At 74.4% G+C, this 24,255-nt stretch carries 20 protein-coding genes and 5 tRNA genes; 16 read left to right on the forward strand and 9 right to left on the reverse strand.

Annotated features, from left to right (window positions below; genetic code table 11):
• The first annotated feature begins 40 nt into the window (after positions 1-40).
• The gene (locus ACIQUT_RS13995) at positions 41-1,516 is read left to right on the forward strand and encodes a membrane-associated oxidoreductase (RefSeq protein WP_403563165.1); all 1,476 of its coding nucleotides are present in this window, start codon (positions 41-43) and stop codon (positions 1,514-1,516) included.
• Positions 1,517-1,550: 34 nt separating this feature from the next.
• Here ACIQUT_RS13995 and ACIQUT_RS14000 read toward each other — a convergent pair whose 3' ends face one another.
• Positions 1,551-2,180, reverse strand: a complete 630-nt coding sequence (locus ACIQUT_RS14000) for a lysophospholipid acyltransferase family protein (RefSeq protein ID WP_403563167.1) — start codon at positions 2,178-2,180, stop codon at positions 1,551-1,553.
• Positions 2,181-2,486: 306 nt separating this feature from the next.
• On the opposite strand from ACIQUT_RS14000, the gene ACIQUT_RS14005 reads away from it, so the two are divergent.
• The 3 genes from ACIQUT_RS14005 to ACIQUT_RS14015 all read left to right on the forward strand — a co-directional run bounded on the left by ACIQUT_RS14005 (position 2,487) and on the right by ACIQUT_RS14015 (position 4,898).
• A complete protein-coding gene (locus ACIQUT_RS14005) occupies positions 2,487-3,704 on the forward strand; it encodes a glycerophosphodiester phosphodiesterase (RefSeq protein ID WP_403562781.1) in 1,218 nt (405 codons plus the stop codon).
• Between the two features lie 110 nt (positions 3,705-3,814).
• The gene (locus ACIQUT_RS14010) at positions 3,815-4,354 is read left to right on the forward strand and encodes a sigma-70 family RNA polymerase sigma factor (protein WP_403562783.1); all 540 of its coding nucleotides are present in this window, start codon (positions 3,815-3,817) and stop codon (positions 4,352-4,354) included.
• Between the two features lie 37 nt (positions 4,355-4,391).
• A complete protein-coding gene (locus ACIQUT_RS14015) occupies positions 4,392-4,898 on the forward strand; it encodes a GNAT family N-acetyltransferase (RefSeq protein WP_403562785.1) in 507 nt (168 codons plus the stop codon).
• On the opposite strand, the gene ACIQUT_RS14020 is transcribed toward ACIQUT_RS14015, so the two are convergent.
• Complete coding sequence (locus ACIQUT_RS14020; protein WP_403563169.1) at positions 4,888-5,310, reverse strand: hypothetical protein; 423 nt, start codon at positions 5,308-5,310, stop codon at positions 4,888-4,890. The two genes, ACIQUT_RS14015 and ACIQUT_RS14020, sit on opposite strands and share 11 nt — an antisense overlap.
• Positions 5,311-5,317: 7 nt before the next feature.
• A complete protein-coding gene (locus ACIQUT_RS14025; RefSeq protein ID WP_403562787.1) occupies positions 5,318-5,686 on the reverse strand; it encodes a hypothetical protein in 369 nt (122 codons plus the stop codon).
• Positions 5,687-6,391: 705 nt separating this feature from the next.
• On the opposite strand from ACIQUT_RS14025, the gene ACIQUT_RS14030 reads away from it, so the two are divergent.
• The 8 genes from ACIQUT_RS14030 (at position 6,392) to ACIQUT_RS14065 (ending at position 18,140) form a co-directional block, all read left to right on the forward strand.
• A complete protein-coding gene (locus tag ACIQUT_RS14030) occupies positions 6,392-7,486 on the forward strand; it encodes a methionine ABC transporter ATP-binding protein (RefSeq protein ID WP_403562789.1) in 1,095 nt (364 codons plus the stop codon).
• A complete protein-coding gene (locus tag ACIQUT_RS14035) occupies positions 7,483-8,151 on the forward strand; it encodes a methionine ABC transporter permease (protein WP_179175304.1) in 669 nt (222 codons plus the stop codon). Before ACIQUT_RS14030 ends, ACIQUT_RS14035 begins: the two co-directional genes overlap by 4 nt.
• Before the next feature lie 243 nt (positions 8,152-8,394).
• Positions 8,395-9,252, forward strand: a complete 858-nt coding sequence (locus ACIQUT_RS14040) for a MetQ/NlpA family ABC transporter substrate-binding protein (protein ID WP_403562791.1) — start codon at positions 8,395-8,397, stop codon at positions 9,250-9,252.
• A 224-nt stretch (positions 9,253-9,476) separates the two neighbouring features.
• Positions 9,477-10,151, forward strand: a complete 675-nt coding sequence (locus ACIQUT_RS14045) for a GNAT family N-acetyltransferase (protein ID WP_403562793.1) — start codon at positions 9,477-9,479, stop codon at positions 10,149-10,151.
• Positions 10,152-10,285: 134 nt separating this feature from the next.
• Complete coding sequence (cbiE, locus tag ACIQUT_RS14050; RefSeq protein ID WP_403562795.1) at positions 10,286-11,488, forward strand: precorrin-6y C5,15-methyltransferase (decarboxylating) subunit CbiE; 1,203 nt, start codon at positions 10,286-10,288, stop codon at positions 11,486-11,488.
• A gap of 255 nt (positions 11,489-11,743) precedes the next feature.
• Complete coding sequence (gene cobT, locus ACIQUT_RS14055; protein ID WP_403562797.1) at positions 11,744-15,331, forward strand: nicotinate-nucleotide--dimethylbenzimidazole phosphoribosyltransferase; 3,588 nt, start codon at positions 11,744-11,746, stop codon at positions 15,329-15,331.
• A 684-nt stretch (positions 15,332-16,015) separates the two neighbouring features.
• A complete protein-coding gene (gene cobA, locus ACIQUT_RS14060; RefSeq protein WP_403562799.1) occupies positions 16,016-17,263 on the forward strand; it encodes a uroporphyrinogen-III C-methyltransferase in 1,248 nt (415 codons plus the stop codon).
• 58 nt (positions 17,264-17,321) lie between these two features.
• Positions 17,322-18,140: a TrmH family RNA methyltransferase gene (locus ACIQUT_RS14065; RefSeq protein ID WP_403562801.1), complete on the forward strand. Its 819-nt coding sequence runs from the start codon at positions 17,322-17,324 to the stop codon at positions 18,138-18,140.
• Between the two features lie 76 nt (positions 18,141-18,216).
• Here ACIQUT_RS14065 and ACIQUT_RS14070 read toward each other — a convergent pair whose 3' ends face one another.
• A complete protein-coding gene (locus ACIQUT_RS14070) occupies positions 18,217-19,425 on the reverse strand; it encodes a serine/threonine-protein kinase (protein WP_403562803.1) in 1,209 nt (402 codons plus the stop codon).
• 636 nt (positions 19,426-20,061) lie between these two features.
• Here ACIQUT_RS14070 and ACIQUT_RS14075 point away from each other — a divergent pair.
• Together ACIQUT_RS14075 and ACIQUT_RS14080 are read left to right on the forward strand one after the other, a co-directional pair.
• Positions 20,062-20,247, forward strand: coding sequence for a hypothetical protein (locus tag ACIQUT_RS14075; protein WP_403562805.1), 186 nt, complete (start codon positions 20,062-20,064; stop codon positions 20,245-20,247).
• 327 nt (positions 20,248-20,574) lie between these two features.
• The gene (locus ACIQUT_RS14080; protein ID WP_403562807.1) at positions 20,575-21,588 is read left to right on the forward strand and encodes a phosphotransferase family protein; all 1,014 of its coding nucleotides are present in this window, start codon (positions 20,575-20,577) and stop codon (positions 21,586-21,588) included.
• A 74-nt stretch (positions 21,589-21,662) separates the two neighbouring features.
• On the opposite strand, the gene ACIQUT_RS14085 is transcribed toward ACIQUT_RS14080, so the two are convergent.
• The 5 genes from ACIQUT_RS14085 to ACIQUT_RS14105 all read right to left on the reverse strand — a co-directional run bounded on the left by ACIQUT_RS14085 (position 21,663) and on the right by ACIQUT_RS14105 (position 22,136).
• Positions 21,663-21,734, reverse strand: a tRNA-Val gene (locus tag ACIQUT_RS14085).
• Between the two features lie 52 nt (positions 21,735-21,786).
• Positions 21,787-21,858: transfer RNA gene (locus tag ACIQUT_RS14090), tRNA-Val, on the reverse strand.
• 19 nt (positions 21,859-21,877) lie between these two features.
• Positions 21,878-21,949 (reverse strand) — tRNA-Val (locus tag ACIQUT_RS14095).
• A gap of 1 nt (position 21,950) precedes the next feature.
• Positions 21,951-22,024 (reverse strand) — tRNA-Cys (locus tag ACIQUT_RS14100).
• 39 nt (positions 22,025-22,063) lie between these two features.
• Positions 22,064-22,136, reverse strand: a tRNA-Gly gene (locus ACIQUT_RS14105).
• A gap of 181 nt (positions 22,137-22,317) precedes the next feature.
• Between ACIQUT_RS14105 and ACIQUT_RS14110 the strand changes: the two genes are divergently transcribed.
• Both ACIQUT_RS14110 and ACIQUT_RS14115 read left to right on the forward strand, forming a co-directional pair.
• On the forward strand, positions 22,318-23,373 hold the full coding sequence (locus ACIQUT_RS14110; protein ID WP_403562809.1) for a chorismate-binding protein: 1,056 nt from the start codon (positions 22,318-22,320) through the stop codon (positions 23,371-23,373).
• Positions 23,374-23,389: 16 nt separating this feature from the next.
• Positions 23,390-24,214, forward strand: a complete 825-nt coding sequence (locus ACIQUT_RS14115) for an aminotransferase class IV (protein ID WP_403562811.1) — start codon at positions 23,390-23,392, stop codon at positions 24,212-24,214.
• Positions 24,215-24,255 lie beyond the last annotated feature (41 nt).

The following is a 24,255-nucleotide window of genomic DNA, read 5'->3' on the forward strand; positions in this document are numbered from 1 at the left end:
AAGTTGACACCCTGTCGGCGTGCGCGCCACCATCCTCGCGATGGAGATCAACGACCTGACCCCCGCCGAGCGCCGCGTCCGTGAGGCGTTCCCGCGCGGCGTGGGCGTCGACTTCCGGGAGCACCCCGACGAGGACGCCGCCGACGGCGCGGCCTGGGGCCCCGAGCGGACGATCCGCGCCGAGGTGCTCACCGCCCTCCTGCTGAGCGGGAGCGCCGCGGAGGGCCTGGTCGCCGGCCTCAAGGTCGAAGGCGCCCGGATCACCGGCAGGATCGACTGGAGGTACGCGACCATCGAGCACGGCGTCCGGCTCCGCTCCTGCTGGTTCGAACGCGCCCCCGTCATGTACGGGGCCCAGCTGCGCGCCCTCGTCCTCTCCGACTCCGTGCTGCCCGGCCTGACCGCCTCCAACCTCCGCGTGGACCTCGTCCTGCGGCTCTCTTGCTGCCGCATCGGCGGCCCCGTCCGCCTCCAGGGCGCGCGGATATCCGGCGGCCTCTTCCTCCAGCAGGCCGTGATCGGCGCCCCTGACGCGGAGGAAGCGGCCGACGAGCCCCCGCTCCAGCTCAACCACGCCGACATCGGCACCGACGTCATCGCCATGGGCCTCACCGTCCACGGCCAGACCCGCATCAACGGCGCCACCGTCGGCGGCCAGGTCCAGCTCGACGGCGCCCGCCTCGACGCCCCCGGCGGCATCGCCCTGCACGCGGAGACCCTCACCGTCGGCACCGACCTGCGTGCCCACCGCCTCGACGCCCGCGGCATGGTCAACCTGACCGGATCCCGCATCCCCGGCCAGGCCTACTTCGCCCGGGCCCGCTTCCACGCCCCCGGCGAGACCGCCCTGCGCGCCTCCAGCTGCACCATCGGCGAGCTGTGGCTGAACCGCTGCGAGCCGGTGCGGGGCGCGGTGAACCTGCGCCGCTCCACCCTCGACCTGCTGTACGTCGAACCCGGGACCTGGCCCGACCGGATCCGCATCGCCGGCCTGACCTACCGCACCCTCTCCCCGCACCTGCCCCCCGAGGAGCGGCTGCCTGCCTTGGAGCGGGAGGAGTTCGGGTACCTGCCGTACTCCTACGAGCAGCTCGCCGCGGCCTACCGCACCGCCGGCGACGAGGCCGCCGCCCGGACCGTGCAGCTCGCCAAGCTGCGGCGGCACCGGCGCACCCTGCCCCGGCACACCCGCCTGTGGGGGCTGCTCCAGGACGCCACCGTCGGCTACGGGTTCCGGCCGCTGCGCGCGGCGGGCTGGCTGCTGGCCCTGCTGCTGACGGGCTCGGTCGCGTACGGGCTGCGGCCGCCCCCGCCGCTGAAGGCGGGGGAGGCGCCGGAGTTCAACCCGGTCTTCTACACCCTCGACCTGCTGCTGCCGATCATCGGCTTCGGCCAGGAGCAGGCCTTCGCGCCCCGCGGCTGGGGCCAGTGGCTGTCGTACCTGCTGATCGTGACCGGCTGGATCCTCGCCACGACGACCGCGGCGGGTGTCAGCCGGTCACTGCAGCGGCAGTAGGGCCCGAGGGGTCAGGCTGCCTTCGCCCTCGTGGTCAGGCGGCCTTCGCCTTCGTGGCGTACATGTCCACGTACTCCTGCCCCGACAGCCGCATGACCTCGGCCATCACCGAGTCGGTGACGGCGCGCAGCACGTAGCGGTCGCGGTCCATGCCCTCGTAGCGGGAGAACTCCATCGGCGCGCCGAAGCGGATGGTGACCCGGCCCGGGCGGGGCATGCCCTTGCCGCCGGGCTGCAGCTTGTCCGTGCCGACGATGGCGAACGGGACCACGGGGGCGCCCGTCATCAGGGTCAGGCGGGCGATGCCGGTGCGGCCGCGGTAGAGGCGGCCGTCGGGGGAGCGGGTGCCCTCCGGGTAGATGCCGAAGACCTTGCCCTCCTCCAGGATCCGGCGCCCGGTCATGAGGGCGGCGACGCCGCCGTTGGCGCCGTCCCGGTCCACCGGGATCATGCCGGAGCCGGTGAAGAACCACGCCATGGCGCGGCCCTTGATGCCCTTGCCGGTGACGTACTCGTCCTTGCCGATGAAGTGGACCGTGCGGTCGCACACCAGCGGCAGGATCATGGAGTCGATGAAGGTGAGGTGGTTGCCCGCCAGGATCACCGGGCCGGAGCCGGGGATGTTCTCGATGCCCTCCACACGGGTGCGGAACATCATGCGCATGACCGGTCCGACGGTGGCCTTGATGAGCGCGGTACGGAACAACGTGAGCCCTCCGGCATCGAGAAGCGGCTTCGCACGACACGGCGGCCGTGCGTGCAGGTGAGGACGATACTCGTGGGTCAGGTGCGCTCGCACATCGGGTTCACGAGGTTGAAACATCGTGTTGACACACGTTTGCGCCAAGTTCGGCCTGTACCCCCCTGCCCGCCACCGGCAGCTGCCTACCATCGGCAGGCCGATCCGGACCCGCCGGACCCGCCGGACCACGCCGGGCCGCGGGCCCTTCAGACGACGGGAGTGGCACTGATGACGCAGGGTGGGGCAGCACGGCGTACGGTCCTGGGGGCGGCCGTCCTGGCGGCGGGCGCCGGCATGGCCGGGCTCGGGGCCGGATCCGCGCAGGCGGCGGAGCCCGCCGGGCCGCCGGCCGGATCCGCGGAGGCGGCGGGGGCCGGGGAGACGGCGGGGGCCGCCGAGGCGCGCCACGGCGGCGGGTACAAGGACCTGCCCGTCCCGCTCGTCATCGGGCACCGCGGCGCCAGCGGCTACCGGCCCGAGCACACCCTCGGCTCGTACGCACTCGCCCTCGACCTGGGCGCCGACGTCGTCGAGCAGGACCTCGTGCCCACCCGGGACGGACACCTGGTGTGCCGCCACGAGAACGAGATCGGCGGCACCACGGACGTCGCCGACCACCCGGAGTTCGCCTCCCGGCGCACCACCAAGACCGTCGACGGGGTCGCGGTCACCGGATGGTTCACCGAGGACTTCACCCTCGCCGAGCTGAAGACCCTCCGCGCCAAGGAGCGCATCCCCGCCCTGCGCCAGCGGAACACCCTCTACGACGGCCGCTGGGAGGTGCCGACCTTCGAGGAGGTGCTCCGCTGGGCCGACCGGGAGGGCAAGCGGCGCGGCAGGCGGGTCTGGCTGCACGTCGAGACCAAGCACCCCAGCCACTTCCGCTCCCTCGGCCTCGGCCTGGAGGAGCCCCTCGCCCGGCTGCTGCGCCGCCACGGCCGCGACGGCCGGAACGCCCCCGTCTTCCTGCAGTCCTTCGAGCCCTCCAGCATCCAGCGCCTCGCCCGGCTGGTGGCGGCGCCGCGCGTGGTCCTGCTCGGGGCCGCGAACACCCGCCCCTGGGACTTCGAACAGGCCAAGGACCCGCGTACGGTCGCGGACCTCGTCACGCCCGGGGGACTGAAGTGGATCGCCGGATTCGCCCAGGGCATCGGCCCCACCCTGGACCTGATCGTGCCGCGCGACACGGCCGGCCGGCTCGGCACCCCGACCACCCTGGTCAGGGACGCCCACGCGCAGGGCCTCGTGCTGCACCCCTACACCGCGCGCAACGAGAACAACTTCCTGCCCGCCGAGTACCGCAAGGGCACCGACCCGGCCGCGTACGGCGACGCCTTCGGCGCCTTCCGGACGTACTTCGAGCAGGGCATCGACGGCATCTTCACCGACAACCCGGACACCGGGCTGCTCGCGGCGGAGGCCTTCCGCCCCGGCCGCGGACGCTAGTGCTCTCAGTGCTCTGACCGCAGGCGTCAACCGATAACCGGAACGCCGCCTTCGGGTGAGCTGTGCCGGGCGGGGAAACCGCCCGGCACGGCCCGCGCGTCCCGCCCGGCATGGACCTGCAGAAGGACGCCGACCTCCTGAACAGCCTGGGCCCGCTGCTCTCCGCCGAGGCGGCCGCGGAGGCCCCCGGCGCCGGTGTGGACGCCGCCGACCTGGAACAAGCCGTCTGGGTCAGGCTGCTCGAACACGGCCCCGCCCCCGCCGAGCCGGCCCGCTGGCTGCGCCGGGCCGTGCGCGCCGAAGCCCGCCTCGCCCGGCGCCGCGCCCGCCGTGAGATCCCGTACGGGCACCGCCACCACGTCGCGGACGGCTGCCGCCCGGGAAACGCCGGCGCCGCCCCCGAAGAGGCCCTGCTGCACCGGGAGGACGGGCGGGCCCTCCGATCGGCGGTCGCCCGATTGCCCGGACGCTGTCCCGAGCTCATGCAGGCACTTCTCTCGCCCAGAGACTTGACCTACCGTGAAATCGCAGGGGAGTTGGGTATCTCACAAGGAAGTTTAGGGCCAGTTCGTTCCCGCTGCCTGGGATGTCTGCGCAGAATGCTCGCGTCGGAGGTTGCGGCTCCTCACCTTCGGGGAAGGGAGCGGTAGACCAACGGGCTACCAGGTGAGCAGGAGGCGTGCGCAAATGGGCATGAGCGTGACGATTTCGGCGGCGGTCGACGAGGACGGCGAGCAGATCCTCAAACTCCAGTACCTGGCCTTCCAGCGCGAGGCCGAGCTGTACGGCAATTACCGCATCCAGCCGCTCACCCAGACCCTGGACTCCCTCAAGGCGGAGCTCGCGTCCGACACCGTGCTCGTCGCCCGGCTCGGCGACGAGGTGGTCGGCTCCGTGCGCGGCAGCGTCGACGCCGAGGGCACCGGCCGGATCGCCAAGCTCTGCGTGCACCCGCGGATGCAGGGCCACGGCCTCGGCGCCCGCCTGCTGCGCGCCGTCGAGGAGGCCCTCGCGGCCCACGGGGGAGCCCCCGCCCGCTTCCGCCTGCACACCGGCCACAAGAGCGAGTCCAACCTGCGCCTCTACCGCAACGCCGGCTACGTACAGGTCGGCGGACGCACCGCCGGCGACGGCGTGAAGCTGCTGGTCCTGGAGAAGGAGGCGGGCGCCGCCGACTTCGCGGTCAGCGCCTGACGCGCAGCCAGAGCATCCCGGTGACCGGCAGGATCACCGGGATGAACAGGTAGCCCATCCCGAACTGCGACCACACGGTGGAGTCGGGGAAGGCCTCGGGGCGCACCAGCGTCCACGTCCCCACGATCAGTACGCCGGCGAGCTCGGCGGCGCAGCACAGCCGCGCCGCCCTGCGGGCGGCCTCTCCGCCGCGCACCAGCGAGTACGTGATGAAGCAGTAGACCAGCGCGGCCAGGCCGGTCAGCGCGTACGGCAGCGGCGCCCGGTCGAACTCGGTGGAGATCTGGTAGACGGACCGCGAGACCGCGCCGACCGTGATCACGCCGTACACCCAGACCAGCAGCAGCCCGGGCCCGGAGACCAGCCGCTCGCGCGGCGCGGGGGCGGCCCCTTCGGCCGGCCCGGTGGTCATGTCGGTGTCAGGCACCGGGGGTCCCCCAGATGTCGTAGAGCCGCACTTCGAGCACGGCGAGGACGACCGCGCCGGCGGCCACCGTCACCGAACCCCACTTGGTCCGCTCGGTCAGCGAGAGCAGCCCGGCCGCCGGGACCGCGGCGAAGGCGCCCAGCAGATAGGCCACGAAGATCACCGAGCCCTCGTCGGGCTTCCCGCCCCGGGCCAGCACGACCACGCCGACCACCAGCTGGGCCAGCGCCAGCAGGCTCACCACGCCCATGCCGATGAAGTGCCAGTCCTTGGTCGGCTGGTCCCGCAGCGCGGCGAAGCCGCACCAGGCGGCGAGGGCGAGGGCGGTCGCGCCGAGGGCGACCGTCAGGGCGTCGAGCATGCAGGGAGCGTATTACGGGCCGCCCGGACCGCTTCGCCCGGCCCCGTGCCCGCCCCTGCACCCCGCCTCGTGCCCGCCCCTGCACCCCGCCTCGTGCCCGCCCCTGTGCCCGGCCTCGCGCTCGCTCTCGGGCCCGGCCCCGTGTCCGCCTTTCGCCCGGCGAGCGGCCGCCCGGAGCCCGGCAGTGGTCTTGACCACAGGGCGGCCCTGCACCGAGCCCGGAGCGGACCCGCCCCGCGACCCGGCCGGCCAGGTGTCCGTGCAGGTCAGCGGCGTCGTACCGGCCCCTCGGGCGGGTTGGGGGCGGACCGGTGATGTCCGGTATGTGGCCGAAGTTTGTCCGCTATCCGGACGGTTTTGATCGCGCAAGGGGCATCTCTGCTTTACTGGGGCCCATGACCACGACGAGCAGCCGCACCCTTGCGACCGAGGCGACGATGACGCCCGGTGCTCGTTGTATGTGTCGAATGTGCGCCTTCTGAGGGCCCCTCTCCTCCCGTCTCGCGCCCCGAAGCGAGACCGGCCGAGCCCGTCCGGCCCGCCGCCGCATCCCGGCGGCAGGAACCGGAACGGATCGCTCCCGCCCCGCGCATGCGTGGAAACCGCCGAAACATTCCGGTTCGACCCGTATCGCGCCCCCAGATGTTTGCCCCGTGCCCGGCCGCCACCAGGCTGCGCCGCGCACTCGACAGCGACGGAATTCCTGTGATCACCACATCGGGCCTCACCAAGGTCTACCAGTCCCGCGGCCGCGAGGTCACCGCCCTGGACGGCGTCGACCTCCACGTCCGCGAGGGCGAGGTCTTCGGAGTCATCGGCCAGAGCGGCGCCGGCAAGTCCTCCCTCATCCGGTGCGTCAACCTGCTGGAACGCCCCACCTCCGGCACCGTGACCGTCGACGGCGTCGACCTCACCGCCCTGGCCGGGCGCGGCCGCCGCGCCGGCCGCGAGCTCCGCGAGGCCCGCAGCCGCATCGGCATGGTCTTCCAGCACTTCAACCTGCTGTCCTCGCGCACCGTCCAGGCCAATATCGAGCTCCCGCTGGAGATCCTCGGCGTCCCCGGCCGCGAACGCTCCCGCAAGGCCCTCGAACTCCTCGACCTCGTCGGCCTCGCCGACAAGGCCAAGGCCTACCCCGGCCAGCTCTCCGGCGGCCAGAAGCAGCGCGTCGGCATCGCCCGCGCCCTCGCCGGCGACCCCAAGGTGCTCCTCTCCGACGAGGCCACCAGCGCCCTCGACCCCGAGACCACCCGCTCCATCCTCCAGCTGCTGCGCGACCTCAACCGCCAGCTCGGCCTGACCGTCCTGCTCATCACGCACGAGATGGACGTCGTCAAGACGATCTGCGACTCCGCCGCCCTGATGAAGAAGGGCCGGATCGTCGAGACCGGCACCGTCGCCGAACTGCTCGCCACCCCCGGCTCCGAGCTCGCCGCCGAACTCTTCCCCGTCAGCGGCGACGCCACCGGCCCCGACCGCACCGTCGTCGACGTCACCTTCCACGGCGAGTCCGCCACCCAGCCGGTCATCTCCCAGCTGGCGCGCACGTACAACATCGACATCTCGATCCTCGGCGCCGCGATGGACACCGTCGCCGGCCGCCAGATCGGCCGCATGCGCATCGAACTCCCCGGCCGCTACGAGGACAACGTCGTCCCGGTGGGCTTCCTGCGCGAGCAGGGCCTCCAGGTCGAGCTCGCCGACGACGCCGACACGCCCGCAACCGCAGCCGCAGCCGCGGCAGCAGCCGAAGACGCAGACGCCGAGCTCGCCCAGCTCGTCAAGGATGGTGCCCAGTGACCTGGTCCGAGATGCAGCCCCTGCTCACCCAGGGCACGTACGACACCCTCTACATGGTCCTGTGGTCCACCCTGGTCACCGTCCTCGGCGGACTGCCCCTCGGGATCCTGCTCGTCCTCACCGACAAGGGCGGCCTCCTGCAGAACCGGCCGCTCAACAAGGCCATCGGCGTCATCGTGAACATCGGCCGCTCGCTGCCGTTCATCATCCTGCTGATCGCCCTGATCCCGGTGACCACCGCCGTCGTCGGCACCTTCATCGGCCCCACCGCGATGATCGTCCCGCTCGCCATCGGCGCCATCCCCTTCTTCGCCCGCCTCGTCGAGACGGCCGTCCGCGAGGTGGACCACGGCCTCGTCGAAGCCGTCGAGTCCATGGGCGGCGGCATCCCGACCATCGTCGGCAAGGTGCTCCTCCCGCAGGCCCTGCCCTCGCTCGTCGCCGGCGTCACCACCACCCTGATCACCCTCGTCGGCTACTCCGCCATGGCCGGCGCGGTCGGCGGCGAGGGCCTCGGCTCCAAGGCCGTCACCTACGGCTTCCAGCGCTTCGAGACCGGATTCATGATCGCCACCGTCGTGATCCTGATCGCCGTCGTCACGGTGATCCAGCTCATCGGCGACGGCGTCGTCCGCCTCCTCGCCCGCCGCGGCCGTACGGCCTGACCGACCGCCGCACGGCCTGACCGCCGTACGGACCCGGCACCCCCGTACGGACCCGGCACCCCCGTACGGACCCGGCAACCCCGTACGGACCCGGCAACCCCGTACGGACACGGCACCGCCCGGACCCGGATCCGGACCCCACAGACCCCCACCCCCACAGAGCCCGCACTTGTCGTGCTTGGGCCACCACCCGCAAGACCCGCGCACGACCTGCGCACTTGCACCACATGAAAGGCACTCTTCGTGCGTAAGAACACCAAGCTCACCGCCATCGCCGCCGCCACCGCCGCGCTCGCCCTGGGCCTCACCGCCTGCGGCAGCGCCTCGGACCCGTCTTCCGCGCAGGGCGACGGCAAGGCCGACGAGACCAAGCCCCTCGTCGTTGCGGCCTCCCCGAGCCCGCACGCCGACATCCTGAACTTCGTCAAGGACAAGCTCGCGGCCGAGGAAGGCCTCAAGCTGGAGGTCAAGGAGTTCACGGACTACGTCCTGCCCAACACCGCCACCGAGCAGGGCCAGGTCGGCGCCAACTTCTTCCAGCACAAGCCGTACCTCGACGACTTCAACAAGAAGAACGGCACCCACATCGTGCCCGTCGTGAACGTGCACCTGGAGCCCCTCGGCCTGTACTCCAAGAAGGCCAAGGCCCTCGCCGACATCAAGCCCGGCCAGACCATCGCCGTCCCCAACGACACCACCAACGAGGGCCGCGCCCTCCAGCTCCTCGCCGCGAACAACCTGATCACCCTCAAGGAAGGCGTCGGCACCAGCGCCAAGCTGTCCGACATCGCCGACAAGAAGGGCCTGGAGTTCAAGGAGCTGGAGGCCGCCACCGTCCCGCGCGCCCTGAACGACGTCGACGCCGCCGTCATCAACGGCAACTACGCCATCGAGGCCAAGCTCTCGCCCGCCAAGGACGCCCTGGCCCTGGAGAAGGCCGAGGGCAACCCGTACGCCAACTTCCTCGCGGTCAAGGCCGGCAACGAGAAGGACCCGCGGATCGAGAAGCTCGCCCGGCTCCTCGGCTCCGACGAGGTCAAGAAGTTCATCGAGGAGAAGTACCAGGGCTCGGTCGTCCCCGCCGCCACCCCGGCCTCCTGACCCGCGGTACCCACCGCAACCGGCGCACCCCGCGCCACCAGTGCACACGGCCCCGCACGCCCTCCCCGGCGCGCGGGGCCGCGGCCTGCCCGCTTCCGGGCAGGGGCGGCCATGCACATCCGCCGGGCGATGCTGCATGCTGTGGCTGGACGGCCCGCACGACGCCGCCCCGCACACTCGGTCCCGCACCACGGTCGCCCCACCTCTCAGGCATGGAGCTGCGCATGACAACCACCTTCCCGGACGTCACCATCAGCACGGACCGGCTGGTGCTGCGCCCCTTCGACGTGGAGGACGTCACCGCGCTCGCCGAGATGATGAACGACGAGCAGGTCACCGCCTGGACCGCCCTGCCGCACCCCTACACCCACGCCGACGCCCACGCCTGGGCCACCCTGCACTCCCGCGCCGAACGCACCGAGGGCCGCGGCATCGCCTTCGCCGTCTCCGAGTTCCTCACCCAGCGCCTCGTCGGCAGCGTGCACCTGAGGAACACCGACTGGCGCACCCGCAGCACCGAGGTCGGCTACGTCACCGCCCCCTGGGCCCGCGGCGAGGGCTACGCCGGCGAATCCGTACTCGCCGTCGCCCAATGGCTCTTCCGCGACCAGCGCTTCGAACGCCTCGAACTCCGCACCGCCGCCGACAACACCGCCTCCCAGCAGGTCGCCCAGAAGATCGGCTGCATCAGCGAGGGCGTCCTGCGCAACGCGTGGATAGTCCGCGCCCAGAACGCCGACGGCACCTGGAGCGACACCCGCACCGACCTCATCGTCTGGAGCCTCCTCCCCGAGGACCTGGAGGACCCGGACGAGTACGGCGGCCAGGAAGGCTACGGACACGCCGTCGTGCACCGGGCCGACGCGGGCGGCCACCGCGTCTGCGCCGACTGGAACTGAACCGGCGGCCGGGTAGTCTCGACGTGCCCGGCCCCCGGTGACACGGCCGTGCCCGGCCCGACGACAGGGCCGCGCCCGGCCCGACGACACCCGCCCCGCCCGCCCGCCCCCACCAGCCAGCAGGAGAGACGACGATGGCCGACCGGGTCACGGTGATCGGCTGGGACGGCTCCCCCCTGACCGCGGCCGCCCGGTCCGCGCTCTCGGCCGCCACCCTCGTGGCCGGCGCCGCCCACCACCTCGCACTCCCCGAGCTCCCGCCCGCCGCCGAACGCATCCGCCTCGGCAGCCTCGGCCTCGCCGCCCGCCGCATCGCCGGCCACCGCGGCAGCGCCGTCGTCTTCGCCGACGGCGACCCCGGCTTCTTCGGCGCCGTCCGCACCCTGCGCGCCCCCGAGTACGGCCTCGAAGTCGAAGTCGTCCCCGCCGTCTCCTCGGTCGCCGCCGCCTTCGCGCGCGCCGGCATGCCCTGGGACGACGCCCAGGTCGTCGTCGCCAACCCCCGCACCCTGCGCCGCGCCGTCAACGTCTGCCGCGCCCACGGCAAGGTCGCCGTCCTCACCTCGCCCGGCGCCGGACCCGCCGAACTCGCCCTGCTGCTCGGCCCCGTCCACCGCACCTTCGTCATCTGCGAGGAACTCGGCACCGAGCGCGAGCAGGTCACCGTCGTCACCTCCGACAAAGCCCCCGACCACGTCTGGCGCAACCCCAACGTCGTCATCGCCATCGGCGGCCACGGCATCGCCGCCGACCCGCCCTGGCTGCTCGGCCAGAACCCCGCCCGCACCGCCGAACGCGGCTGGGCCCACCCCCTGCCCCACGCCGCGGAAGGGGAATCCGCCCCGCTCCGCGCCGCCCAGCTCGCCCGGCTCGGCCCGCGCACCGGCGACCTCGTCTGGGACATCGGATCCGGCTCCGGGGTCTTCGCCGTGGAAGCCGCCGCCTTCGGCGCCGCCGTCATCGCCGTCGACGCCGACCCGCGCGCCTGCGAACGCGCCGGCGCAGCCGCCCGCGCGCGCGGCCTACAGCTCCAAGTCGTCGCCGGGCGCGCCCCGCACGTCCTGGAGGACCTCCCCGAACCGGACGTCGTCCGCGTCGGCGGCGGAGGAGCCGCGGTCGTCGCCGCCGTCGCAGACCGCCGCCCCGAGCGGATCGTCAGCCACGCCTCCACCCGCGACGAAGCGGAAGCCATCGGACGCGCCCTGGCCGAAGGCGGGTACACCGTCGAATGCGCCCTGCTCCAGTCCGTCGGCCTGGACACCCGCACCTGGGCCGAACAGGACCGTTCCGTCGTGTTCCTCCTGGCAGCCGAACGCCCGGTGATCCGCCAGGCCTGAGCCCGGGGTAGGCTGGCCGATCGTCGTACTGCCCTGGTATGTCCCGGGGCGACGGCACGACAAGACGCGCGACGTGGCGCAGTCCACAGCCGACCATGGCGGTTCTGGCCGCCATGGTGGCGAACGGGCGCGACAATGCTTACTGGTTGTCGCACGGGACGTACGCACGCAGCACGCGTCGCACGGCAACCCCGCTCGTTGGGTCATGTGGGCGCCGGGCGATCGAAGAGGCAACACGATGGGCGAGGGGTACGCATGACTGACACCGGCCAGGTACCGGGCGAGGGGCTCCCGGACAACGCGGGCATGGTGAATCAGCAGGGCATTCCCGCTCCGGTCCCGCACCCGGGCTCCGTCCCCGCTCCCGTCCCGGGGGGCTACGCCTTCCAGGACCTCGTGGACAACCCGGCCGAGCCGGAGGACGAGGAACTGCTGCTGATGCCGAGCGGACACGGCCAGGGCGGCGCCTGGAGCGACCCGCAGATCGTCCCGCAGGCGCCGGCCTTCCCCGTCGAGACCCCGTACGGCGACGCACCCTACGCCGACTACGCCGACGCCCAGGCCCAGGCCATGGCGCAGGCCCAAGCCCAGGCCATGGCCCAGGCCGGATACATCGACCCCGGCCACTCCCTGCCCGGCTTCCCCGACCCGGCCGCAGGCGAGACCCCGTACACCCTCGGCGCGCACGAGGCCGGCGGCCGCGACTCCGGCGCCCTCGACCTCGGCGGCCTCGTGGTGCCCACGCCGACCGGCGCCCCGGCCTCCCCGGTGGGCCCCGTCCCGCCCATGACCGCCCCGCGACCGCTGCACATGGGCCCGCCCATGCCCGACGCCACCAACGGCGCCGGCATCGTCCGCTCGCTCGCCGACCGCGGGCCCGCCGTCCCGATGGCCGCCCCCATGGCCCCCATGCCCCCCATGGCGCCGATGCAGGCCGCGCCCGCCGCCGCCCCGGTCGTCACCGCCACGCCCCCGGCCGGCACGCCCGTGACCCCGATGCCGATGCCCATGCCCATGCCGATGCCCATGCCCCAGGCGGGACCGCCGACCATCGGCCCCGAGTACCTCGACGTGCCGCGCGCGGAAGGCGGCGCCCCCGCCGGACCGCAGCTCGGCGAGATCCCGCCGCAGGCCGGCGCGCCGTGGGCGGCGGAGCCGGGCCCCGCGGTGGCACAGCCCGTCGCCGCGGCCGAGCCCGTCGTCCCCGCCCAGGCCGGGCCGCCCGCCGAACCCCAGGCCGCCGAGGCACAGCCGGTCCCGGTCCAGGCCGCCGAGGCGCAGCCGGTGCCGGCTCAGGCCGCCGAGGCGCAGCCGGGTCAGCCTGCCGAAGCCGCCCAGCCCGCCCAGGCTGCCGAGCCCCAGCCCGCCGCGGCCGTCGCGCCCGAGCAGCCGGCCGCCGCCGGGGCGGCTCCGGCCCAGCCCGAACAGCCGCAGCCCGTGCCCGCCGAGCAGCCGCAGCCCGCCCCGGTGGCGGAGCCCGCCCCCGCCGCCGAGGCCGTACCCGCCCCGGAGACCGTCCCCGCCCCGGAGACCGTTCCCGCGCCTGAGGCCGTGCCCGCCCCGGTTGCCGAGCAGCCCGCGGCCGAGGCCGCCACAGCCCAGCCGGAGCAGCCCGCCGCCCCCGAGGCCGTGCCCGCGCCGGAGCAGCCCGCCGCGGCCCCCGAGCCCGCCGCGGCCCCGGTGGCCGCCGAGAACGCCGAGACCCAGCCGGAGCAGCCGCAGCCGCAGCCCGAGCCCGCCCCGGCGGCCGAGCAGCCCGCGGCCGAGGGCGTCGCCGCCCAGCCCGCTGAGGCCGCGGAGCCCGTGGCCGCCGAAGCCGCGGCCGTGGCGGAGCCCGTCGCCCCCGCCCAGGCCGAGCCCGAGGCCGACGCCGAGCCGCAGCCCGCGGAAGCCGCGGCCCAGCCGGCCGAGGAGCCGGCCGCCGCCGAGGCCGCCGAAGCCCAGCCCGAGCAGACCCCGGCCCCGACCCCGGCCGAGGCCCAGGCAGACGAGGCCGCGCCGGCCGAGCAGTCCGCTGCCGAGGAGCCCGCCGCCGAGGGCACGGCCACTGTCGAGGGCGCGGCCGCCGCCGAGGACGCGGCCGCCGACCTGCCGGTGGAGCCGTCCCCGGGCGAGGCCGCCCCCGGCTACGCCGACGCCGAACGCGAGGCCGTCCTGCGCGTCATGCGCGAACGCCGCGACATCCGCAACGGCTTCCGCACCGACCCGATCCCGCACGAGGTGCTGCTGCGCGTCCTGGAGGCCGCCCACCACGCGCCCAGCGTCGGCCACTCCCAGCCCTGGGACTTCGTCGTCATCCGCTCCGCCGAGACCCGCCGGGCGATGCACGAACTCGCCCAGCGCCAGCGCGAGGCCTACGCGAAGTCGCTGCCCAAGGGCCGGGCGAAGCAGTTCAAGGAACTGAAGATCGAGGCCATCCTCGACACCCCCGTCAACATCGTCGTCACCGCCGACCCCACCCGCGGCGGCCGCCACACCCTCGGCCGGCACACCCAGCCGCAGATGGCCCCGTACTCCTCCGCCCTCGCCGTCGAGAACCTCTGGCTCGCTGCGCGCGCCGAAGGCCTCGGCGTCGGCTGGGTCAGCTTCTTCGACGAGCGCGAGATGGTGCGCGAGCTCGGCCTCCCCGAGCACCTGGAGGTCGTCGCCTACCTGTGCGTCGGCTACGTCGACGAGTTCCCGGACGAGCCCGAGCTGGCACAGGCCGGCTGGTCGCAGCGCCGGCCGCTCGCGTGGGTCGTCCACGAGGAGACCTACGGGCGCCGCGCGCTGCCCGGCGAGGCACCGCACGACCTGCTCTCCGAGACCGTCGCCAGCATCCGCCCGCTCGACGCCAAGGCGCTCGGCGAGGCGTGGGAGCGCCAGAAGCGCATGACGAAGCCCGCCGGCGCCCTCGGCATGCTGGAGATCATCTCGGCGCAGCTGGCCGGCCTGTCCCGGGTCTCCCCGCCCCCGATCCCGGAGCCCGCAGCGGTCGCGATCTTCGCGGGCGACCACGGCGTGCACGCCCAGGGCGTCACCCCGTGGCCCCAGGAGGTCACCACGCAGATGGTCGCCAACTTCCTCGGCGGCGGCGCGGTCTGCAACGCGTTCGCCAACCAGGTCGGCGCCGAGGTCTGCGTCATCGACGTCGGCGTCGCCGGCGAGCTGCCCGCCACCCCCGGCCTCCTGCCCCGCAAGGTCCGCCCCGGCACGGCCGACCTCACCGCCGGCCCGGCCATGACCCGCGAGGAGGCCGTCGCCGCCATCGAGGTCGGCATCGAGACGGCCCGCGACCTCGTCGCCGCCGGCAACAAGGCCCTGCTGACCGGCGAGATGGGCATCGCGAACACCACGGTGTCCGCCGCCCTCATCTCCGTGTTCACGGGCGCCGACCCGTCCGAGGTCACCGGCCGCGGCACCGGCATCAACGACGAGACGCACGCCCGCAAGGTCGACGTCGTCCGGCGCGCCCTGGAACTCCACCAGCCCGACCCGGCCGACCCGATCGGCGTCCTCGCGGCCATCGGCGGCCTGGAGCACGCGGCGATCGTCGGCATGATCCTCGGCGGTGCGTCGCTGCGTACGCCGGTGATCCTCGACGGCGTCAGCGCCGGCGCGGCCGCGCTGGTGGCCCGCGCCATCGCCCCGGAGTCCCTGTCGGCCTGCATCGCCGGCCACCGCAGCGCCGAGCCGGGGCACGTCGCCGCCCTGAACAAGCTGGGCCTGCGGCCGCTGGTCGACCTCGACCTCCGCCTCGGCGAGGGCACGGGCGCGCTGCTGGCGCTCCCGCTGGTCCAGAGCGCGGCCCGCGCGATGCACGAGGTCGCCACCTTCGACTCGGCCGGCGTCACGGAAAAGTAACCCGGCCCCACCCCCGGCCCCACCCCCGGCCTCGCCCGCGCCTCAACCGCCGGCGAGGCCGGATGCGCGGGCTCGGGTCGGCAGGGCCGGGTGTCGTCCTGCGGCCGGGCCGCCGTTTCCGGGGGCCAGCCCCCGGACCCCCGCGCCTCAATCGCCGACGAGGCTGCAATTGCGGGCCTGGTCCGGCAGGTCCGGCGGCGTTGCCGGGTCGCTCGGCCGGGCCGCCGTTGCCGGGGGCCAGCCCCCGGACCCCCGCGCCTCAATCGCCGGCGGGGCTGAATCGGGCTGGATTGGACCCGCGCGTTCAGCCTCGCCGGCGTTTGAGGCGCAGGTTCGGGCGGAGCCCGGGAGTCGGCCGGGACGGGTTCTGGGGGCGGGGCCCGTGGTTCGGTGGGATGGGCAAGGGGGCTGAGGCGCTGCCCATGTCAGCCTCGCCGGCGTTTGAGGCGCGGGTTCGGGCGGAGCCGGGCCCCGCCCCGGGACGGGCTCCGGGGGCCGTCGGGTCGGGTGCTCGGGCCGAGCGGGACCGGTTGGCGGGCCCCGGGGTTGGCAGGTGGGCCGGGGGCCTTATCGTGGACCCGGACAGCGAAACCGCACGTCACGCCGACCCAACCGCACCACCAGCCAAGCCGCTCCAGCGCAGCAGCGGCCCGCAGATCCGCCGCACCAGGAGCCGCAACCGCCATGGCACACCCGGCACACCCCGCCTACCCCGTAGGACTCCGCCTCGCCGGCCGGCGCGTCGTCGTCATCGGCGGCGGCCAGGTCGCCCAGCGCCGGCTGCCGGCGCTCGTCGCGGCCGGTGCCGACGTCCTCCTCGTCTCGCCCTCTGCCACCCCCTCCGTGGACGCCATGGCGGAGACCGGTGAGATCCGCTGGGAGCGCCGCCGCTACCGGGACGGCGACCTGGCCGGCGCCTGGTACGCGCTGATCGCCACCCAGCACCGCGAGGTCAACGAGCAGGCCTCTGCCGAGGCGGAGCGCGAGCGGGTCTGGTGCGTGCGCGCCGACGATGCTTCCGCCGCGACCGCCTGGACCCCGGCCACGGGCCGTGTGGAGGGTGTGACCGTGGCCGTGCTGACGGGCAATGACCCGCGTCGTTCCGCCGCCGTCCGTGACGCGGTCGTCGAGGGGCTCCGCGACGGCACCCTCACCGCTCCCGCCCACCGCGGCCGCCCTCAGGGCGTGCCGGGCGTCGCCCTCGTCGGCGGCGGCCCGGGTGACCCGGACCTGATCACCGTCCGCGGCCGGCGCCTGCTCGCCGAGGCGGACGTGGTCATCGCCGACCGGCTGGGTCCCCGCGATCTGCTCGACGAACTCCCGCCGCACGTCGAGGTCATCGACGCCGCGAAGATCCCGTACGGCCGCTACATGGCCCAGGAGGCCATCAACAACGCCCTGATCGAGCATGCGAAGGCCGGCAAGGCCGTGGTCCGGCTCAAGGGCGGGGACCCGTACGTCTTCGGCCGGGGGATGGAGGAGCTGCAGGCGCTCGCCGAGGAGGGGATCCCCTGCACGGTGGTGCCCGGCATCTCCAGCTCCATCTCGGTGCCCGCGGCGGTCGGCATTCCGGTCACCCACCGGGGCGTGGCCCACGAGTTCACCGTCGTGAGCGGGCATGTCGGTCCCGATGACCCGCGGTCCCTCGTGGACTGGGCCTCGCTCGCCAGGCTCACCGGCACGCTGGTGGTCCTGATGGGCGTCGACAAGATCGGCCTGATCGCGGAGGCCCTGGTCCGCCACGGCCGCCCGGCGGACACCCCGGTCGCCGTCGTCCAGGAGGGCACCACGGCCGCCCAGCGCCGCGTCGACGCCACGCTCGCCACCGTCGGCGAGCGGGTCCGCGCCGAGGACGTCCGCCCGCCGGCCGTCATCGTCATCGGCGACGTCGTACGGGTCGCGGAGGCCGGCCCCACGCCCCCGACCCACTGAACCCCCGCCGCCCGGCAGGGGCGTTGGCACCACACCCAGGACAAGGCAGTATCACCCTGTGGCTGATCTCATCACCGTCGAAGACCCCGACGACCCGCGCCTGCGCGACTACACCGGCCTGACCGACGTGGAGTTGCGGCGCCGCCGCGAACCCGAGGAGGGCCTGTTCATCGCCGAGGGCGAGAAGGTCATCAGACGGGCCAAGGACGCCGGGTTCGAGATGCGCTCGATGCTGCTGTCCGCCAAGTGGGTCGACGTCATGCGCGATGTCATCGACGAACTCCCCGCCCCCGTCTACGCCGTCAGCCCGGAGCTCGCCGAACGGGTCACCGGCTACCACGTGCACCGCGGCGCCCTCGCCTCGATGCAGCGCAAGCCGCTGCCCGAGGCGTCCGAGCTGCTGGCGGGGGAGGGGGCCGGTCAGCGCATCGCGGTCTTCGAGGGGTTCGTCGACCACGCGAACCTGGGCGCAGCGTTCCGCAGTGCCGCCGCCCTCGGCATCAGCGCGATACTCCTGTCCCCGGACTGCGCCGACCCGCTGTACCGGCGTGCCATCAAGGTGTCCATGGGGTCGGTGTTCTCGGTGCCGTACGCCCGCCTCGACTCCTGGCCGGCCGATCTGGAGAAGGTCCGGGAGGCGGGCTACCGCATCCTGGCCATGACGCCGAGCCCCAAGGCGACGCCGCTGGACCAGGTGCCGCCGGAGCGTTTCGAACGCTGCGCGATCATGCTGGGCTCGGAGGGCCACGGCCTGTCGACGCACGCGCTGCGCGCCGCCGACGAGTGGGTCCGGATCCCGATGGCCGAGGGCATCGACTCCCTCAACGTGGCCGCGGCCTCCGCGGTGGCGTTTTACGCGACCCGCCCCAAGGGCTGACGGGCCGCGCAAGCCCGGCAAGCAGCCGTCTGCCCGGCCGTCTGCCGCGTCGTACGCCGCCCGCGCCGCGCCGCCGTCAGAGTTTCTGGGCGGCGGCGATGCCGAGGGCGACGATCAGCGTCACCACGACGAACACGATCAGCCGCTGCCGCATCAGCCGCGGGTCCGGCCGTGAGGGCCGCCGCCCCGCCCCCGTCGTGCGGGGGGCCGGGCGGCCGCCCGTACGCCCCGCCGTCGGCCGTGACGACGGGCCGCCCGGGTGCCGCGGCGAGGACGGCCGGGAGGACGGGCCGCCCGCCGCGCCCCGGCCGGCGGCCTTCGCTGCCGCCTGCGGCGCCGGCGTGCCGCCCGTGCGCCGCTCCCGCCGCTCCGTGCGCTCCTCCGGGTACGGCTGCGGCAGCAGCCCCGTCGGCCGGTCGGGCCGCGGCACCCGCTGCGCCGGCGGACGCCCGTCGGACAGCCCCTGGGCCTCGCGGGCCGCGATCTCCTTCAGCCGCATCGACAGCTGCAGCGTGGTGGGCCGGTCCTCCGGGTCCTTGGCCAGGCAGGCCCGTACGAGCGGCGCGAGCGCGTCGGGGACACCGACCAGGTGCGGCTCCTCGTGCACCACGCGGTACAGCATCACCTCGGAACTGCCGTGCCCGAAGGGCGAGTCGGCGGTCGCCGCGTACGCGAGGGTGGCGCCGAGCGCGAAGACGTCGGTGGCCGGGGTGACGGCAGCGCCGCGCACCTGCTCGGGCGCGAGGAACCCGGGGGAGCCCACGGCGGTGCCGACGTGGGTGAGGGTGCTGGCGCCGGTGGCCCAGGCGATGCCGAAGTCGATGATCCGCGGCCCCTTGGGCGACAGCAGGATGTTCGAGGGCTTGAGGTCCCGGTGTACGACCCCGGCCTCGTGGACGGCGACCAGCCCCTCCGACAGGGCGGCGCCGATCGCGGCGATCTGGGCGGCCGTGAGGGGGCCGTCCTCGGCCACCTTGTCGTGCAGCGACGGCCCGGGCACGTACTGGGTGGCGAACCACGGCCGCTCGGCCTCCAGGTCCGCGGCCACGAGGCGCGCCGTGCACCCGCCGCGGATCCGCCGGGCGGCGGACACCTCCCGGGCGAACCGGGAGCGGAACTCCTGGTCCTCGGCCAGGTCGGGCCGGATCACCTTGAGGGCGACGCGCTGCCCGCGCCGGTCGGACCCCAGGTAGACCACACCCATCCCGCCGGCGCCGAGCCGCCGGTGCAGCCTGAACGAGCCGACGACTCGCGGGTCCTCGCGCCGGAGCCGCATCATCGCCATGTCCACCCCGCTGCCCGGTCGTCCTGCTTGACGTGGCACAGCTTACGGACGATCCGGCACGAGCGCTCAGAGGCCGCGCCCTCGCCCCCGCTATCGGTTGTCAGTGCGGCAGCGCCCACTTGAGGGTGTCTCAGGCCGGTGGGAGGGTGTGCCGCGGCCGGTCGGCCGACTCGTCAAACCGCCTGTGGGCCAAGGGGGTTGGGGTTGCGGGGCGTCCGGGGAGGGGCGCTGCCCGGCGGGCGGCGGCCGCGTGCGCGGGGCGCGCGAGCCGGGAGGCCGTCCGGGTGTCCCGTATCCGACACGCGTGTGCGGGGAGTGACGGAAGTGAGCGAATTCACTACCCTCCGGTCATCCTCCGCGATCATGCCCGGCCGTCCCGGTGCCGCCCACCGCGCCGTCCCGGTGCCACCGGCTGGTGCCGGCCCCTCCGGGACATCCCCCATCCCGGGGACGCGGCCTCCAACCAGCGGAGTACGCCGAACGTGCCTGCGTCATCCTCCTGGAGGCCCTCCAATGGGTACGAGGGCAGGACGCCCCGCCACCCCCGCCCGCCTAGTGTGGAGGACATGCGGCGGGCGGCACTCTCGTCCCCCGAGGTCCCGGGCCCGCCGCAGCCAGACGACAGGGGAGAGGACCATGGCGGACATGGCACGGTACGGACGCAAGGCCTTCGCGTTCAACGCCCACGAGTCCGGTACGCGCCACCCGCTGGTGGCCGCGGCCATGGTGCTCCCCCTGGCCGCCCTCCTGCTCTTCCTCTTCGGAGGCTTCGACCAGGTGGCGGCACAGGCGTCGTCCGTGGGCGTGATGCTGGGGCGCTGAGCGGCGCCCCGGGTCCGGGAGAGCGGCCCGGGCCGGGACATCGGCCCGTCGAACCCCGTGGGGACGGGGGAACGGCGGACGGCAGGTGAAGGGTGCTGCCCGTGCGACTGGGGAGTCGCACGGGCAGCACGCTCACGCACACCCGTCCTGCGCTCACGCACAACCGCTCCGCGCTCACACCCGCCCGCACTCACGCACATCCCCCGCTCACACCCGTCCGCGCGGGCCCTTGCACGCCCGCGCACGCTCGCGCATGCCCGCGTCATCCCGGCCGCCTTTTCGTAACCTGCTTCCGAGAGGGCGAGTGACGACAGTCCGGGAGCAGCGATGAACCAGGAGCACGCCGCCCGGCGCCTCGGGAAGGGCTCCGTGCCCGCCCCCGCGGCGCCGCTGCCCGCCGCGCTGGCCGTGTACGCCACCGGCGAGCCCGCAGCGCCGTACGAGCTCCTCGCCGACCGGGAGGACGGGACCGTCGTCCGCTGCGGCGGGATCGTGGCCAAGGCGCACGCCGCCGACAGCGACTGCGACGACCTGGCCGTCCGGATGCGGATCGCCGCCGACCGGGCCCTGGCGGGCGTCCTGCTGCCCCCGCTGCGCCCCGGGGCGGGCCTGCTGCGGGGCCGCCCGGTGTCCCTGTGGCCGTACGGCGTCCCGGTCGACCCCGAGCGCCCCGAGGCCGCCCCCTGGGAGGCGGCCGCCCGGCTGCTGGCCGCCCTGCACCAGGTTCCGCTCGACGGGCTCCCGGGCCCGCTCCCGCCGATGCGCGGCCCCGACCGGCTCTCCCGCGCCCTCGGCCGCCTCGCCCGCGCCGCGTCCGCGGGGCACGCCGGCCACCGCTTCGAGCCGGGCCTGGATCCCGGGGTGGTGCGGGACGCCGCGCGGACCCTGCCCGCCTGGGTGCGGGGGGCGGTCCCGGCGCCGCCCGGCGGGGTCCTGTGCCATGGGGACCTGCACCTGGGCCAGCTGGTGCGGGGGAGCGCCGCCGACGGGGGCTGGCGGCTGATCGACGTCGACGACCTGGGCGTCGGGACGCCGGCCTGGGACCTGGCCCGGCCCGCCGCCTGGTACGCGGCCGGGGTCCTCGGCGCCGACGCCTGGGGCCGGTTCCTCGACGCCTACCGGGCCGCCGGCGGACCGGCCGCCGGGCCCGCCGGCCGCGATCCCGGACCGGCCCCCCTGGACCTCGCGGCTCGCGCCCTGACGGTGCAGACCGCCGCCCTCGCCCTGGCGAGGTCGGCCGAGAACCGCCGCCGGCTCGACGACGTGGAACGGCTGATGGTGGAGTCCTGCGCCCGGATCGCCGCGCTCCCGCCCGACCGGGCGGCACGCGCCCATCAGTGAGGCAGGCTCCCGGGTCCGGGACGACCGGCAACGCGGAAGCCCCGGCCGTCGAGACGGCCGGGGCTTCCGGGCGGTGCGCGATACTGGGATTGAACCAGTGACCTCTTCCGTGTCAGGGAAGCGCTCTCCCGCTGAGCTAATCGCGCGGGCTCCACGGCTCGAAAGCCGCAGGTCAAACAAGTGTTGCAGGGTACTGCGTGCGCGATACTGGGATTGAACCAGTGACCTCTTCCGTGTCAGGGAAGCGCTCTCCCGCTGAGCTAATCGCGCGGGGGATCCGAAGATCCGGTGGACGATACTGGGATTGAACCAGTGACCTCTTCCGTGTCAGGGAAGCGCTCTCCCGCTGAGCTAATCGTCCTTGGAGGTGGAGACGGGATTTGAACCCGTGTAGACGGCTTTGCAGGCCGTTGCCTCGCCTCTCGGCCACTCCACCCCGGAGTCGCAGGGGCTCTCGGGAAGATCCCCCACTCAGAGCGGACGACGAGACTCGAACTCGCGACATCCACCTTGGCAAGGTGGTGCTCTACCAACTGAGCTACGTCCGCACTGTCACCCTGTTCGCTCCGGGGTTTTTCCCCTTCGCTCCCTGGCGACGTGTTGAACTCTAGCGGATTCCCGGGCCAGCTCAAAAACGCGTTTCCGCAGCGTGCTGCCACCCGATCACCACCGGTCACCCGCCGGTCACCTCCACGGCGGCTTTGCGCCACCGGTCATAGACTCGCAGCCGTGCACGACCTGCTTCCTCTGGCCCGCTTCGGCGGCCTCCTCGCGACCGATCTCCGCGACGTCACCAGCGACCCCGCGGCCCTCGACTCCTCCGGCTTCTGGGCGGTCGCCGCAGACTTCGAGGGGCGCCTGGTCTGCGCGCGGTTCGGCGACGTACGCCCCGCGCCCGTCCCGGAGCCCGTCCCGGGCGCCTGGCGCGGCCCCGCCGCGGACCGGTGGTCCTCCTCGCTGGACCGGGCCGCGTACACGGCCGGCGTCCGCCGCATCCGCGAGCACATAGCCGCCGGCGAGGTCTACCAGGCCAACCTCTGCCGCGTGATGTCCGCGCCGCTGCCCGAGCCGGACCGCGCCGACGTGGACGCCCTGACCGCACTGCTCGCCCGCGGCAACCCGGCCCCGTACGCGGGAACGATCCGCCTCCCGGCGCACGGCGTCGAGATCGCCACCGCCTCGCCCGAGCTGTTCCTGCGCCGGGCCGGCCACCACGTGGAGTCCGGCCCGATCAAGGGCACCGGCCGCACCGCCGCGGACCTGCTGCCCAAGGACCACGCCGAGAACGTGATGATCGTGGACCTGGTCCGCAACGACCTCGGCCGGGTCTGCGCCACCGGCTCCGTCACCGTCCCCGAGCTGTGCGCCGTCGAGGAGCACCCGGGCCTGGTCCACCTCGTCTCCACCGTCAGCGGGGAACTGGCCGACGGCGCCGGCTGGCCGGAACTGCTCGCCGCGACCTTCCCGCCCGGCTCCGTCACCGGCGCGCCCAAGTCCTCCGCCCTGCGGATCATCGAGGCCCTGGAGACCGCCCCGCGCGGCCCCTACTGCGGCGGCATCGGCTGGGTCGACGCCGACCGCGGCACCGCCGAGCTCGCCGTCGGCATCCGCACCTTCTGGATCGACCGGCAGGCCCCCGGCGGCCCGCACCTCCTCTTCGGCACCGGAGCCGGCATCACCTGGGGCTCCGACCCGGACCGGGAATGGGCCGAGACGGAGCTGAAGGCCGCCCGGTTGCTGCGGGTAGCGTCAGGGCAGCAGGCGGTGACCGGCACCCCTGGCTGAGCGGAGGGATCGAACGGTGAGGATCTGGCTCGACGGCGCGCTGCGGGACGCCGAAAGTGCACGGGTGTCCGTGTTCGACCACGGGCTGACCGTCGGCGACGGCGTGTTCGAGACGCTGAAGGCGGAGGGCGGCCGGGTCTTCGCACTCACCCGCCACGTGGAGCGGCTGACCCGCTCGGCCCGCGGCCTCGGCCTGCCCGACCCGGACCCGGAGGAGGTCCGCCGGGCCTGCGAGGCCGTCCTCGGAGCCAATCCCATGCCCCTGGGCCGGCTGCGCATCACGTACACCGGCGGGCTGTCGCCCCTCGGCTCCGACCGCGGCGACTCCGGGCCCACCCTGGTCGTCGCCGTCGGCGAGACCACCCGCAGGCCGGACACCACGTCCGTGATCACCGTGCCGTGGGTCCGCAACGAGCGCTCGGCCGTGGCCGGCCTCAAGAGCACCTCCTACGCGGAGAACGTCGTCGCGCTCGCCGCCGCCCACAAGGCCGCCGCCTCCGAGGCCCTGTTCGCCAACACCCTCGGCCGGCTGTGCGAGGGCACCGGCTCCAACGTGTTCGTGGTCCTCGACGGGGAACTGCACACCCCGCCCCTGTCCTCCGGCTGCCTCGCCGGGATCACCCGCGCCCTCGTCGCCGAATGGGCCGGCGCCAAGGAGACCGACCTGCCCTTCGACGTGCTGGAACGGGCCGAAGAGGTCTTCCTGACCTCCACCCTGCGCGACGTCCAGGCCGTCCGCCGCATCGACGGCCGCTCCCTCGCCACGCCCGCCCCCGGACCCGTCACGGCCGAGGCGATGCGGATCTTCGACGCGCGCTCCGCCGACGACCTCGACCCGTAGCCGCCCCGGCCGCCCTGCCCTGAATTCGCTGTGCACGCGGC

It is taken from the genome of Streptomyces sp. NPDC090445 (genome assembly GCF_044769385.1).
Lineage (GTDB): Bacteria > Actinomycetota > Actinomycetes > Streptomycetales > Streptomycetaceae > Streptomyces.

Excerpts from the sequence above, each read along its gene's own strand:
- ACIQUT_RS14005 (WP_403562781.1), top strand. The coding sequence starts at position 2,487 with ATGACGCAGGGTGGGGCAGCACGGCGTACGGTCCTGGGGGCGGCCGTC.
- cbiE (WP_403562795.1), top strand. The coding sequence starts at position 10,286 with ATGGCCGACCGGGTCACGGTGATCGGCTGGGACGGCTCCCCCCTGACC.
- cobT (WP_403562797.1), top strand. The coding sequence starts at position 11,744 with ATGACTGACACCGGCCAGGTACCGGGCGAGGGGCTCCCGGACAACGCG.
- ACIQUT_RS14080 (WP_403562807.1), top strand. The coding sequence starts at position 20,575 with ATGAACCAGGAGCACGCCGCCCGGCGCCTCGGGAAGGGCTCCGTGCCC.
- ACIQUT_RS14025 (WP_403562787.1), bottom strand. The coding sequence starts at position 5,686 with ATGCTCGACGCCCTGACGGTCGCCCTCGGCGCGACCGCCCTCGCCCTC.
- ACIQUT_RS14000 (WP_403563167.1), bottom strand. The coding sequence starts at position 2,180 with ATGCGCATGATGTTCCGCACCCGTGTGGAGGGCATCGAGAACATCCCC.
- ACIQUT_RS13995 (WP_403563165.1), top strand. The coding sequence starts at position 41 with ATGGAGATCAACGACCTGACCCCCGCCGAGCGCCGCGTCCGTGAGGCG.
- ACIQUT_RS14020 (WP_403563169.1), bottom strand. The coding sequence starts at position 5,310 with ATGACCACCGGGCCGGCCGAAGGGGCCGCCCCCGCGCCGCGCGAGCGG.
- ACIQUT_RS14015 (WP_403562785.1), top strand. The coding sequence starts at position 4,392 with ATGGGCATGAGCGTGACGATTTCGGCGGCGGTCGACGAGGACGGCGAG.
- ACIQUT_RS14045 (WP_403562793.1), top strand. The coding sequence starts at position 9,477 with ATGACAACCACCTTCCCGGACGTCACCATCAGCACGGACCGGCTGGTG.
- cobA (WP_403562799.1), top strand. The coding sequence starts at position 16,016 with ATGGCACACCCGGCACACCCCGCCTACCCCGTAGGACTCCGCCTCGCC.
- ACIQUT_RS14075 (WP_403562805.1), top strand. The coding sequence starts at position 20,062 with ATGGCGGACATGGCACGGTACGGACGCAAGGCCTTCGCGTTCAACGCC.
- ACIQUT_RS14070 (WP_403562803.1), bottom strand. The coding sequence starts at position 19,425 with ATGGCGATGATGCGGCTCCGGCGCGAGGACCCGCGAGTCGTCGGCTCG.
- ACIQUT_RS14010 (WP_403562783.1), top strand. The coding sequence starts at position 3,815 with ATGGACCTGCAGAAGGACGCCGACCTCCTGAACAGCCTGGGCCCGCTG.